This window comes from Aliiroseovarius sp. D2-2 (genome assembly GCF_055809455.1).
The window spans coordinates 1,985,104-1,998,184 of record NZ_CM147913.1; the positions used below are offsets into that span (position 1 = coordinate 1,985,104).

Here is a 13,081-nt window from a genome sequence, read left to right on the forward strand (position 1 = left end):
ATGTGAATCGGATCTTGTGCCCGAATGCCACGCTATGTTGCCCTTTTACATCAACTTACGGCGGCGTGTCACCTCGATTCCCAATTCGGTGATCTTTTTGCGCAAAGTATTGCGGTTGATGCCAAGCAAATCAGCACATCTAGCTTGATTTCCGCCCGTGGCGTCCAATGCGATTTCCAGCAAAGGAAGCTCCATTTCCCGCAAAATACGCTGGTACAGCCCGTTAGGAGGCAGCGCGCCACCATGTAGATCGAAATAACGTTGCAGGTGTTGCGCAATCGTATCCGCAAGGCGCGCGTCGGAATTCACAGTGCCGCCTGAGCTTTGATGAATAGCATTGGATTGTGCAGCGGAACCACCAAGTGCTGTCTCGATTTCATCAACCGAGATCTGTTCCTCAACACCCGTCACCACCAACCGACTGATCAAGTTTTCAAGCTGCCTTACATTTCCAGGCCAAGAATAGGACCGCAGCGCCGAAGCCGCCTTTTCGGGCAATTGTCTTCGTGACATGCCCTCTTGTTCAGCGCGCGCTAAGAAGTGTGCGGCAAGACCAACAATGTCTTCAATCCTGTCGCGCAAAGCCGGCACCGGGATCGCGATCCCAGCAAGCCGATAGTAAAGATCAGAGCGAAACCGCCCATTCGCCGCCTCAACTGCAAGATCACCCTGCGAAATGGACAGGACCCGCGTGTTGTTTGCTTCTGCCGTGTCCAGCAACCGGGCCAGTCGTCCTTGCGCGGTGTCATTCAAATCTTGAATGCCGTCAAACAGAATGACGCCATCACGGGCCCGCGACATCAACGAGTTAACGGCCTCTGATCGTTCCAGATCATCTGGTGAGGCGATGATGAAAGGGGCCTCCCCCCGGTCCGAAAAATCATGCAATGCCCGCGCAATCAGAGACTTACCAACACCGCTTTCCCCGGTGATTAGAACGGGAAGATCGACATTCAAAACCCGCGCAACAAGGCGATAGAGCTCTTGCATGGCCGGGCTATGACCCACCAAAGGCAAGTCATCCACATCGCGGGCGGGCCGGATTGCGGTGGTATCTGGTTCGGATGGACGTACACGTTTACGCTCAAGCGCACGCGCGGTGCGCTTCATCAATTCTGGCAGATCAAAGGGCTTGGGCAAATAGTCGAAGGCGTCGGCCTCAGCCGCCTGAATGGCGGTCATGATGGTGTTCTGGGCCGAAATCACGATCACAGGCAGGTCGGGGCGCAGCTTCAAAATGCGTGGCAACGCCTCAAGCCCGTTGCCGTCCGGCATGACCACGTCCGAAATCACGACGTCACCCCGCCCTTCTTCCACCCAGCGCATCAATGTCTGCATCGAGCCCGTCGCATGAACGCGGCACCCCGCCCGTGTCAGGGCCTGTGTCAGCACCGTCCGGATTGTGCGGTCGTCATCTGCTACCAGAACTGTTCCGTCCATCATTCGTCTCCTTGCGGGCTAACTTGGGGTGGTTCACTGCGGTCCGATCCCGGCTTTGCGACCGGCAAACTGATCCTGAACACCGTGCGACCGGGCACGCTGTTAACTGAAATCAAAGCACCATGATCTGTCACGATCTTGGAGACCAATGCCAATCCAAGCCCAGTTCCGTTTTCGCGGCCTGACACAAAGGGATCAAAGACATTGTCAGCTATGTCGGGCGGCAAACCGGGGCCATCATCAATGATCTCAACCTGTATCGGAAGATGTGCTTGCCCCCCACCTGCAAGAGGCACGCGCAAGCCACTGTCATAGAATGTTCGAAACTCTATTTTTCCTTCATTATTAGTGACTTCTGATGCATTTTTAATCAAATTCAAGAATACTTGCTGAATCTGATCCGCATCCACCAAAACATCAGGAAGCGACGGATCATAAAGCTCGGAAAATGTTACGCCTGACGCGTAACCCAACCGGGCCGTAGCGCGTGCGCGATCTAGCAGGTCGTGAATATTTGTTGGTTGGCGAACAGGAGGGCGAAGATCGCCGAAACGTTCCACCTGTTCCAACAGCGCGACCACTCGCCGTGTCTCTGCTACGATCAGATCGGTCATCTCTTGATCCTCTGGGGACAGAGACATCGACAGCAGTTGTGCTGCACCCGAAATGCCGGCCAGTGGGTTTTTGATTTCATGCGCCAGCATTTCAGCCATTCCGATCGCCTGACGCGCTGCGGATTTGGGTGCTTGGACCTGCCCAAGCGCATCAGACCCACTGCGTGAATGCAGCATGATGATCATCCCGGCCGGATCAGTGTCAGATGCTGGGAGCGGCGCGATATGCAAGCTGACCTCGCGCTGGGTACCATCAGACAGGCGTAAATTGATACCATCCACAAAAAGCGGGCTTTCGGTACGCTGAACCCGTTCCAGCATGTCGTCCAGCTTTTGTGCCAAACCCAATGCCACATTGGGGTGCTTGCCTGTCAAACGGCGCTCAGACATGTTCAGAAAACTCTCACCCGCCCCATTTACGCGGGACACAAGCCCGGCTTCATCCAGCTCTAGCGTTGGAACGGGTAATACGGACCAGAGACGTTCATCCTGCATTATGCGGCCTCGTTCACTGGGTTTAAGGCGCGGGGCAGAAGATCGACAACCTGCACCGGGTCACGTGAGGACAGGAGTTGACGGCGCAATTCCGGGTCAGATCTGACCTCGTCCATATACCACCCAAGATGCTTTCTGATCACCCGCGCACCCAGTTCAGGTCCGTAAAAATCGAGGCTGGCGTGATAGTGGTCAATCACCATTGCGATCAGATCATCGCCTTGCGGGATCGTAGGGGCCGGTGCCTCGTATAGATCATGCGCGACCTGCGCCAAAAGCCAGGGTCGGCCGCCCGCCCCTCGTCCGATCATCACCCCATCAGCGCCACTTTGCGCCAAGGCCTGCCGCGCGGTACCACTGTTTACGATGTCACCATTGGCAATGACAGGGATCGACACGGCCTCTTTCACGGGGCGGATGGCTGCCCAATCCGCCGTACCTTTGTAAAACTGGCAGCGCGTGCGTCCATGTATCGTAATCAATTGAATGCCCGCCCCTTCGGCGAGCTGCGCCAGCTTCGGCGCGTTCAAACTGTTGTCGTCCCAGCCTAAACGGGTTTTCAGCGTGACTGGGATACTGACAGCACCCACGATCGCTTCGATAAGTCTAAGCGCATGATCCAGATCGCGCATCAAAGCCGATCCGGACATACCGCCCACTACTTTGCGCGCGGGGCAGCCCATATTGATGTCAATCAACCGTGCGCCGTTCTGTTCTACCATGCGCGCAGCCTCGCCCGCCCAGTAAACATCCCGCGCTGCCAGTTGTACCGAGGTCTTGTCCAATCCAAACCCAAGCTCTGCCCGCTCGCGCACGCCAGGTTTGGCCTGCACCATTTCCTGACTGGCAACCATTTCAGAAACCACCAGCCCTGCCCCGAAACCTGCAACCAGATTGCGGAACGGCAAATCGGTGATCCCAGCCATGGGGGCCAGAATCACGGGCGTCTCCAATTGAAGTGGTCCGACGGAAAGGGACATGCTTATTCCTTGTGCAGTGCGGTCAGATTGGACTGACGCCCTAATATATATCAACAATATGCACGAGGTTCGAGCATCAGATTTGCATTATGCTTATTTTTTAGGCGCTTTTGTCGCCCATGACAGCGCTGTTGTTCTTCCACTGAGCAAAGCCTAAACAAGTCTCATGAATACAGCAGCCATCATCGTGGCCGCCGGGCGAGGTATGCGCGCAGGCGGTGAAATGCCAAAACAATGGCGACGGATCGCGGGGGATCAGATCGCGGCTCATACCGTGAAAGCGTTCCGCGATCACTCCAGTATTTCGCGTGTGGTTCTTGTAATCCATCCCGATGACGAAGCGATTGCTGCATCAATTGATGGTGTCACTTTGGTGCATGGGGGCGCAACGAGAGACGCCAGTGTCCGCGCTGGGCTTGAAGCACTAGCCAAGGACGCTCCAAACCTTGTTTTGATCCACGACGTTGCCCGCCCGCTGGTCTCATCCAAAGTGATCAATGACGTCATTGCAGCGCTGGACACCGCGCCCGGTGCGGCACCTGCCCTTGCGGTGACAGATGCTTTGTGGCGCGGTTCGGATCAGAAAGTGATGGGCACACAGGATCGCAGCGGGCTTTATCGTGCGCAGACGCCACAAGGCTTCCGATTTGCCGAAATACTGGCTGCGCATCAATCGCACCCCGGCAACGCCGCCGATGACGTTGAAGTTGCCCGCACGGCTCATCTGGATGTCACCATTGTAGACGGCGATGAACAGAACCTGAAAATTACGACACCCGAAGATTTTGAACGGGCCGAGCGCCTGCTTTTGCAGCGCGAACAGAACGATAAGGAGAGCCTGATGGATGTTCGGGTAGGCAGTGGATATGACGTTCACGCGTTTGAAGACGGGGATCACGTGATCCTATGTGGCGTCGAAATCCCGCATAACCGCAAACTAAAGGGGCATTCTGACGCCGATGTTGGGATGCATGCGCTGACCGATGCGATTTATGGCGCGTTGGCAGATGGCGACATTGGACAGCACTTCCCGCCCTCTGACCCGCAATGGAAAGGGGCTGCCAGCGACATATTCCTGCGCCATGCGGTCGATCTGGCGGCCAAACGCGGTTATCGCATCTCGAATGTTGATGTGACTTTGATTTGCGAGCACCCCAAGATCGGCCCACATGCGCAGGCCATGCGCGCTTCATTGTCCGAAATCATGGGGCTGACCGAAGACCGGATCAGCGTGAAAGCCACGACAAGCGAACGGCTTGGTTTTACTGGACGGTCCGAGGGCATAGCCTCGATGGCCACGGCAACTTTGATCGGAGCGTGACATGAGCCCTTCAACCGCCAAACTGATTGCGACTTTCTTTTACGCGGGCCTGATGCGACCCGCGCCCGGCACTTGGGGCAGTCTTGCCGCCCTGCCCGCCGCATGGGTTCTACATTTGATCGGCGGCCCAATCGCGCTGACTGGCGCGAGCATTGCGGCCTATCTGATTGGTGTAAAAGCAACCGAAGCTTACACAGCGGGCAAATCCGACCACGATCCGTCCGAGGTTGTGATCGACGAAGTAGTCGGCATGTGGATTGCCCTGTTCCCGGTCTCCTTCGGGGCCCGCATGATGGGCGTGGACATCCTTGCGCTCTATCCCGGTTGGATTGTTGCCTTTCTTGCGTTCCGGCTGTTTGACATCACCAAATGGGGCCCGATTGGCACGGCCGACCGGCGCGGCGATGCGACCGGCGTCATGATGGATGATGTTTATGCTGGCGTGGCTGCTGCCATTGTTGTGGTTGTGACAGCCTATGCGGCTCATGGATTGTTTGCATGAGCAATGCCGCCGCCCTTCTGGACCTTTGCCGCACTCACGGCCTTAAACTTGCCACAGCGGAAAGCTGCACCGGCGGTCTTGTTGGCGCGTGGTTGACCGAGGTTCCGGGCAGCTCGGACGTATATGATCGCGGTTTCATTACCTATTCGAACGCGGCCAAGCAGGACATGCTTGGTGTTCAAACCGCAACCTTGGACGCGTTTGGCGCAGTATCAGAAGAGGTCGCAAGCGAAATGGCTGCGGGAGCGTTGACGCATTCCACAGCGGATATCGCCGTTTCGATTACAGGCATCGCCGGACCAGGCGGATCTGAACACAAGCCCGAAGGCCGCGTTTGCTTTGGCCTTGCTTATCGCGACGTTATTCATGTCGAAACGCAAGAGTTTGGCGCGATCGGACGTGACAAGGTGCGTGAAGCCGCCGCATTCCATGCGCTTTCGCTGCTCAACCAAGGGGCAGTTGCGCTTTCCAACACGCCCTAGAGTATTTTTACAGCGCGCAATCACCGCGCATTCACCTAAGCATCACGCCCAAATATTGAGCAGATAAGAAATTCCGCACGTTCAGTGCTTATGAAAAGCGCGTTCTGGATGTAGTGCGCCAGATTTTCGATCACACCCACTTCAACGGTCTGAAAACCAAGGAGTGAATTATGAACGGCGCAGATACTGCCTGGATCATCGTAGCAACGGCACTGGTGCTGTTCATGTCATTGCCGGGATTGGCGCTGTTTTATGGCGGCCTTGTACGGGCGCGCAACGTGCTGAGCGTGTTCATGCATGTCTATGCCATCGCGTGTTTGATGAGCATCCTATGGCTGGCCTTCGGATACACAATTGCTTTTGGGGACGCGACCCATGGCTGGTTCGGATCGCTGGACAAGATGTTCCTGACTGGTGTCACAGCTGACAGCCTGTCAGGCAGCCTTCCCGAAGTGCTGTTCTTTGCCTTCCAGATGACCTTTGCCATCATCACCCCTGCCCTCATCGTTGGTGCCTATGTAGAGCGTGTGGGGTTCGGCTTTGTCCTTACCTTCTCGTCCCTCTGGATGCTTCTTTGTTACGCCCCCGTGGTGCATTGGATCCTGGGGCGGCGGCGCGCTGGCAGATGGCGGTATCTTTGGCGAGGTTGGCACCCGCGATTTTGCTGGCGGCATCGTTGTGCACGAAACTGCAGGCATTGCTGCCCTGATGATCGCTGTGGCCCTTGGTCCGCGCAAACATCGCACCACCCCGCCTCACGCGCCTTGGATGGTTTTTGTGGGCGCAGCCATGCTGTGGGTCGGTTGGTTTGGCTTTAACGGAGGCTCTCAGCTGGCCGCAGATGGCGGAGCAGCCATGGCCATCACGGTCACGCATATCTCGGCGGCCACCGCATCGCTGTCATGGGCGCTTTATGAACGCATCAAGTTTGGCAAATCCAGCCTTGTTGGCATCGTCACCGGTACGATTGCAGGCCTAGCGTCGATCACACCGGCTTCGGGCTTCGTTGGGCCGATTGAAGCGTTGATCATCGGTGCGGTCGCTGGGGTCCTGTGCCAAGAGGCCGTGAACCTTGTGCGCAACACCTTAAAGATTGACGACACACTGGACGTGTTCGCCGTACATGGTGTCGGCGGCATCTTCGGTACGATCATGATTGCCGTTTTCGGACAAGGCGCGTGGGTTTCGCAAATGGGTGCGCTTCTTATCGTAGGTGTCTTCACCTTCGTGATCACCTATGTGCTGATCAAAGTCACCGCAGCGATCACACCTTTGCGCGCCGACCTCGAAAGCGAAGTGAACGGGCTGGACCTGTCCGCTCACGGCGAGCGCGCCTACGACATCACCTCATAAACCTGCCCACTCACGGCAACTAAAAAGGCGAAGGCGCAAGCTTTCGCCTTTTCGCTTTTCCGCGGCAATGACACCGCTCACTTGAAAGCCCCGGCACAAGTGCCCATAAGATGTGGCAACAAAGGAGAAATTTGATGGATTTGGACAGCGGTTTTTGGATTTCTTGCGCGTCGATTGCTGCGCTTTTGGTGCTGTCTGCCTTTTTCTCGGGCTCTGAAACAGCCTTGACGGCTGCCTCGCGTGGTAAGTTGCGCAGGCGTGCTGACAAAGGTGATCGCGGCGCTGAACGCGCTTTGGACATCACCGAGGACAACGAACGCCTGATCGGGTCTGTCTTGTTGGGCAATAACCTTGTGAACATCCTTGCGGCCTCGCTTGCCACTGCCCTGTTCACACGGCTTTTTGGCGATAGCGGCGTGGCACTTGCGACGTTGGTCATGACGTTGCTGGTGCTTATCTTTGCTGAGGTTTTGCCCAAAACCTACGCCATCACGCGTCCGGAAACTGCCGCGGCGAAAGCCTCGGGGGCCATTGCGCTGATCATCCTTGTTTTCGCGCCGATCGTATCGGCAGTCCGGGCCATCACGCGCGGTGTGCTGCGTCTGTTTGGTGTGGAAATCGACCCGGACAGTCATATCCTTGCAGTCAGGGAAGAGATCATGGGCGCAATCGCCCTTGGCCACTCGGAAGGGTCTGTTGAGAAAGAAGACCGCGACCGGTTGCTGGGAGCCTTGGATCTGGGCGACCGCGCTGTGGAAGAGATCATGCTTCACCGTAGCCAGATCGAAATGATCGACATCTCAGCCCCCGCTGTTGAGGTGTTGGAGCAGATCCTTGAATCCCGTCACACACGCCATCCGATCTATAAAGATGAACCCGAAAACATCATTGGCGTCATACACGCCAAAGACCTAAGCCGCGCCATGTATGCGTTTCAACGCGAAGGCAGAATTATCGAAGAATTCGATATTCTTCAGGTCGCGATGGAACCCTATTTCATCCCCGAGACGACAACTTTGGACGATCAGATGCGCGAGTTTCTGAAGCGCCACACGCATTTTGCGCTTGTCGTCGATGAATATGGATCGCTTGAAGGCCTAATCACGCTGGAAGACATTCTGGAAGAGATCGTGGGCGAAATCACGGATGAATTCGATGTCGAATCTGAGCACGAAATCAAGTCAGAAAATGACGGCAGCTTCATGGTGGAAGGTGGTGTGACCATCCGCGACCTGAACCGCGCGAATGATTGGGAGCTGCCCGATGAGGAAGCAAATACCATTGCAGGCTTGGTCATTCACGAAGCACAGATGATCCCCAATGAAGGTCAGGTGTTTTCTTTCCACGGCTTCCGCTTCGAGGTCACGGAACGTGCTGGCAACCGGATTGAGCGGCTGAAGATCCGCCCTCTATAAGGTCGCATGATGCGCGGGTTTGTCGCTGACATCTCGCTTGCATCTGACCGCCCGAAAGCGGTTAGGTAAGTTAACTCGAATTGAGATCGGAGCATCAACCATGTCACCGTTTAAACTGACCACAGCGTTTTGCGCATGTCTGGCAGTCACACCTGCCGTTCTGGCCCAAAGCGATACGCAGGACCCCTTGTTTCACGATTTGGCGGGGAAATCTTTTGTTGGCAAAAGCGGCCTTGCGATCAAACTTGAAACTGATGGCACGATCAGTGGCGGCAATGACAAGTTCCAGTTTGGTGGTACGTGGACAATCGAGGACGGCAAATACTGCCGCACCCTGACCGAGCCTACGCCCGAGCCGATGCGCACAAGCGGATGTCTTAATGTCCAGATCGACGGCGATCAGGCAACGCTGGTCAGTGAAGACGGAAACACGCGCACCTACACTTTGCGATAGGTGCGCGCGCGCCTTTAACGTCCCTTAAACAGCGATCCCAGAATGCCGCGCACGATGCGCTTGCCTGTGGTGCCTTTCAGCTCTTTCAGCACGACATTGGTCACGGCTTTGCCAAACCCGCCAGAGGATGACTTTCTGCGCGAGGTCGAGCGCCCGACTTTGTTGCCCGAATAGCGGCGCCCTGCGCGGTATTCGCGCTCGGCCACGCTTTCTGCTTCTTCCTCGCGGCGTTCCGCATCCTCGGCTTCTTTCGCGGCGTCAGCGGCCCGTTTGGTCAAAACCTCATAGGCGCTTTCGCGGTCATGAAGCGTTTCGTATTTCCCAGCGATCGGAGAGGCATCAATAAACGCTTTACGTTCAGCGGCCTCAAGGGGACCAAGTTGCGACGAAGGCGGTCTGATCAACGTACGTTCAACCACGCCCGGTGCGCCCTTTGATTCCAGAAACGAGGTCACAGCCTCGCCCACACCAACCTCACGGATGGCGTCTTCGGTCGAAAACCGCGGGTTGTCGCGATAAGTTTCAGCCGCTTGCTTCAGGGCGCGGCGGTCCTTAGCAGTGAATGCACGCAGCGCATGCTGTACCCGGTTGCCAAGCTGACCCAGAATGTCTTCGGGCACATCTGCCGGGTTCTGGGTCACAAAATAAACGCCAACGCCTTTGGACCGGATCAGGCGGGCGACCTGCTCAACCTTATCAACCAGCGCTTTTGGGGCATCATCAAACAAAAGGTGTGCTTCATCAAAGAAGAACACCAGCTTTGGTTTGTCTGGATCACCCACCTCGGGCAGCTCTTCAAACAATTCTGACAGCAGCCACAAAAGGAACGTCGCATAAAGCCGTGGGGCCCCCATCAGCTTGTCAGACGCAAGGATCGATATCCGGCCACGACCATCTGCATCCGTGCGCATGATGTCAGACAGTTCCAACGCCGGTTCACCAAAAAGCTTATGGCCCCCTTGGTTCTCCAGAACCAAAAGAGACCGTTGAATGGCCCCGATCGACGAGGTCGAAACATTGCCATAACGCAGAGATAGAGTCTTTGGCGTTTTCCCCCACCCAGACCAAAAGAGCCTGAAGGTCCTTCAGATCCAACAGTGGAAGCCCTTGTTCGTCAGCGGTGCGGAATGCGATGTTCAACACACCTTCTTGCGCATCGGAAAGTTCCAGCAGACGGGACAGCAAAAGCGGCCCCATTTCAGAAACTGTTGTGCGAACCGGATGGCCCTGATCGCCGTAAAGATCCCAGAAGGTTACCGGAAATGCGTCATAGCTGTAGTCTGGAAACCCAATTTTTTCGGCGCGGGATGTGAAAGCCTCGTGCAGTTTGAACCCTTCAGTACCTGCCTTCGCCAACCCGGAAAGATCGCCTTTTACATCAGACAGAAACACCGGCACACCCTGGGCCGCAAAGCTTTCCGCCATGATCTGAAGGGTTACGGTTTTACCAGTACCCGTAGCGCCAGCCACAAGCCCGTGGCGGTTGGCATATTTCAGCAAAAGTCCCTGTTTTTCGCCGTAGTTTTCGCCGCCACCACCGATAAAAATCGTACCATTCATTTTGCCTGTCTCCTGGGCTTTTTAATATTCTTGCTCGCGACAATACTAAATTAACCACTACAGACCATACTGTATTCATTCCCGGACGCCCTTTTGGCGTGGGAATACTTCCTCCCTGTCAGACTGCCGCGCCTTCGGGCGCGGTTTTCTTAACACATTCAGTAACTTAGCCAATTGCACCCCAATGACCATTGGCGCGCGGTAGAAAGTCAAAATAATGTCGATTACACGTCAAAATGTGTCTTGACCGGTCCTTACAAGTGACATAGCGTCACAGCCATAAGCCGGTCAGTCCGGCAGGGAGAGAAATTTTGAAGAGATCCGCGATAGCGGGTCTCTTTACTTTTTTGCCCCTGCCTTACCCTCAAACCAGACGTGATTTCACTCCAAATCTTCACTTAAGAACGCAGACAATCGGCAACTTGCTGCCAACATTTCCGTCATGCGATGAAAACGCCCTTAGAATAAGCATTTCCACCTGACACGACTTTTACGTCATGCTATCCAACCGACAACAAAAACTGATTTCGATACAAGGAAAGATCATGAAGATCGAGCTGATCAAATCCCTCTCGCTGATTGCAGCGCTTTCGATGGGCACTGCGGCTTTCGCGCAGGAAAACACCGAAACCACCACTGAAGAAGCCCAAACAGAAGAAGCACCGGCAACGCAGCCTCTTGTTGATCTTGGAGAGCCTGTAGACGGCGAACGTCAGCCCGGACAGACTTATGTCGAGAAAGTGTCTGGCGACTGGGAACGCAAATGCATCGTGCTGCCGGAAGGTCGTGGTGAAGATCCGTGTCAGCTATATCAACTGCTGAAAGACGAAACCGGCAACCCAGTTGCTGAGATTTCAATGGGCAAATTGCCTGAAAGTGGACAAGCTGTTGCAGGTGCCACTGTTGTGGTTCCGCTTGAAACGCTGCTAACGCAGCAGCTGACGATTTCCGTAGATGGCGCGCAAGGCCGCCGTTACCCCTTCCGTTTCTGCACACAGCAGGGTTGCGTCGCCAATATCGGCTTCACCGCTGCTGAGATTTCGGGCTTCAAAGGTGGTGCGAAAGCGACTGTATCCATCGTACCGGCTGCGGCACCTGATCAGCGCGTTAATCTTTCGATGTCCCTGTCGGGCTTCACCGCTGGCTATGATGAGCTGAAAGCGCCAAAACCTGCTGCGCAATAAGCCACTGGTCTTGGAAATTAAAGCGCCGCCCTGTGGGCGGCGTTTCTTGTTTGGCGATAGGTTTTGACTTCTTAGAACGCGCGCAACGCCAAGACCGCGTTCAATCCCCCAAATGCGAATGCATTGGACAGGACAGCGTCGACCTTCACATCGCGTGCCACATTTGGCACCACATCCAAAGCACATTCCGGATCGCTTTCTTCATAGCCGATCGTTGGCGCGATAACGCCTTCACGCAGTGCCATGATACAGGCCAGAAGCTCTACCGCGCCGGTTCCGCCGATCAAATGACCATGCATCGATTTGGTCGACGAAATCATCAAATCATCCGCATGATGACCAAACGCATCCGCAACCGCCGAACATTCGGTTTTGTCATTGGCGGCCGTGCCCGTGCCATGCGCGTTAATATAGGTGACTTCCTCGGGGTTCATGCAGGCGTCCCGCATGGCACCGGTAATGGCCCGTGATGCACCCTGTTTCGAAGGCATCACAATGTCGGCCGCATCAGAGGTCATGGCAAAGCCAACCACTTCGGCCAAGATCTCGGCCCCGCGGGCGCGGGCATGTTCGTATTCTTCGAACACAAAGACGGCTGACCCCTCGCCCTGCACCATTCCGTTGCGATTGGCCGAGAACGGTCGGCACGCATCCTTTGACATCACACGCAGACCTTCCCACGCTTTGATCCCGCCAAAACACAACATGGCTTCGGACCCGCCGGCAATCATGACATCCGCCATACCTGACCGGATCATCATCATTGCCTGCCCCATCGCATGGTTGGAACTTGCGCAGGCCGTCGCCACAGTGAAACTTGGACCTTTCAGGTTCCATTCCATCGAGACATGGCTGGCCGCCGCGTTGTTCATCAACTTGGGAACGACAAAAGGATGCACTCGGTTTTTGCCGTCCTCATAGACGGATCGATAGTTTTCATCGAGCGTGTTCATACCCCCGCCCGACGTGCCCAATACCACGCCAGATCGCGCAGAAAGCTCGCCCGAGAATGCAAGCCCAGATTGCGTGATGGCTTCGCGTGCGGCGATCAGAGTGAACTGTGTAAAACGGTCATAAAGCGCGATCTGCTGACGATTGAATGTCTTCTCCGCCTCATAGCCCTTTACCTGCGCCCCAATTCGGATCGACAGACGCTCCACGTCCTGAAACTCAAGATCCGATATTCCGCACTTGCCTTCACGCATCGCATTTAGCGTTTCAGGCACATTTCGGCCAAGTGCATTGATCGTGCCCTGACCTGTAATGACTATTCTTTTCATT

The 13,081-nt window shown here is 55.5% G+C and carries 10 protein-coding genes and 2 pseudogenes; 7 read left to right on the forward strand and 5 right to left on the reverse strand.

Features of this window, described 5'->3' with window-relative positions:
* Positions 1-45: 45 nt before the first annotated feature.
* From AC0L6A_RS09780 to dusB, 3 genes are read right to left on the reverse strand one after another with little or no spacing between them, the layout of a single operon-like run.
* Complete coding sequence (locus AC0L6A_RS09780) at positions 46-1,440, reverse strand: response regulator (RefSeq protein ID WP_473293451.1); 1,395 nt, start codon at positions 1,438-1,440, stop codon at positions 46-48.
* Positions 1,440-2,549, reverse strand: coding sequence for a two-component system sensor histidine kinase NtrB (locus AC0L6A_RS09785; protein ID WP_473289646.1), 1,110 nt, complete (start codon positions 2,547-2,549; stop codon positions 1,440-1,442). The genes AC0L6A_RS09780 and AC0L6A_RS09785 overlap by 1 nt, the downstream gene beginning before the upstream one ends.
* Positions 2,549-3,529, reverse strand: coding sequence for a tRNA dihydrouridine synthase DusB (gene dusB / locus AC0L6A_RS09790; RefSeq protein WP_473289648.1), 981 nt, complete (start codon positions 3,527-3,529; stop codon positions 2,549-2,551). The genes AC0L6A_RS09785 and dusB overlap by 1 nt, the downstream gene beginning before the upstream one ends.
* A gap of 166 nt (positions 3,530-3,695) precedes the next feature.
* Between dusB and AC0L6A_RS09795 the strand changes: the two genes are divergently transcribed.
* The 6 genes and pseudogenes from AC0L6A_RS09795 to AC0L6A_RS09820 all read left to right on the forward strand — a co-directional run bounded on the left by AC0L6A_RS09795 (position 3,696) and on the right by AC0L6A_RS09820 (position 9,056).
* Entirely contained in the window at positions 3,696-4,850 is a 1,155-nt protein-coding gene (locus AC0L6A_RS09795) for a bifunctional 2-C-methyl-D-erythritol 4-phosphate cytidylyltransferase/2-C-methyl-D-erythritol 2,4-cyclodiphosphate synthase (protein ID WP_473289650.1), read from the forward strand.
* 1 nt (position 4,851) lies between these two features.
* Complete coding sequence (locus tag AC0L6A_RS09800; protein WP_473289652.1) at positions 4,852-5,352, forward strand: phosphatidylglycerophosphatase A family protein; 501 nt, start codon at positions 4,852-4,854, stop codon at positions 5,350-5,352.
* Complete coding sequence (locus tag AC0L6A_RS09805; protein ID WP_473289654.1) at positions 5,349-5,834, forward strand: CinA family protein; 486 nt, start codon at positions 5,349-5,351, stop codon at positions 5,832-5,834. The genes AC0L6A_RS09800 and AC0L6A_RS09805 overlap by 4 nt, the downstream gene beginning before the upstream one ends.
* Before the next feature lie 170 nt (positions 5,835-6,004).
* Positions 6,005-7,187, forward strand: a pseudogene (locus AC0L6A_RS09810) (ammonium transporter).
* A gap of 134 nt (positions 7,188-7,321) precedes the next feature.
* Positions 7,322-8,602: an HlyC/CorC family transporter gene (locus tag AC0L6A_RS09815; protein ID WP_473289656.1), complete on the forward strand. Its 1,281-nt coding sequence runs from the start codon at positions 7,322-7,324 to the stop codon at positions 8,600-8,602.
* A 100-nt stretch (positions 8,603-8,702) separates the two neighbouring features.
* Positions 8,703-9,056, forward strand: a complete 354-nt coding sequence (locus tag AC0L6A_RS09820) for a hypothetical protein (RefSeq protein ID WP_473289657.1) — start codon at positions 8,703-8,705, stop codon at positions 9,054-9,056.
* A gap of 14 nt (positions 9,057-9,070) precedes the next feature.
* Here AC0L6A_RS09820 and AC0L6A_RS09825 read toward each other — a convergent pair.
* A pseudogene (locus AC0L6A_RS09825) lies at positions 9,071-10,616 on the reverse strand (helicase HerA-like domain-containing protein).
* 545 nt (positions 10,617-11,161) lie between these two features.
* Here AC0L6A_RS09825 and AC0L6A_RS09830 point away from each other — a divergent pair.
* Positions 11,162-11,800, forward strand: coding sequence for an invasion associated locus B family protein (locus tag AC0L6A_RS09830; protein ID WP_473289659.1), 639 nt, complete (start codon positions 11,162-11,164; stop codon positions 11,798-11,800).
* 71 nt (positions 11,801-11,871) lie between these two features.
* Here the strand turns inward: AC0L6A_RS09830 and AC0L6A_RS09835 are convergent, their stop codons facing one another.
* On the reverse strand, positions 11,872-13,080 hold the full coding sequence (locus AC0L6A_RS09835; protein WP_473289661.1) for a beta-ketoacyl-[acyl-carrier-protein] synthase family protein: 1,209 nt from the start codon (positions 13,078-13,080) through the stop codon (positions 11,872-11,874).
* Position 13,081 lies beyond the last annotated feature (1 nt).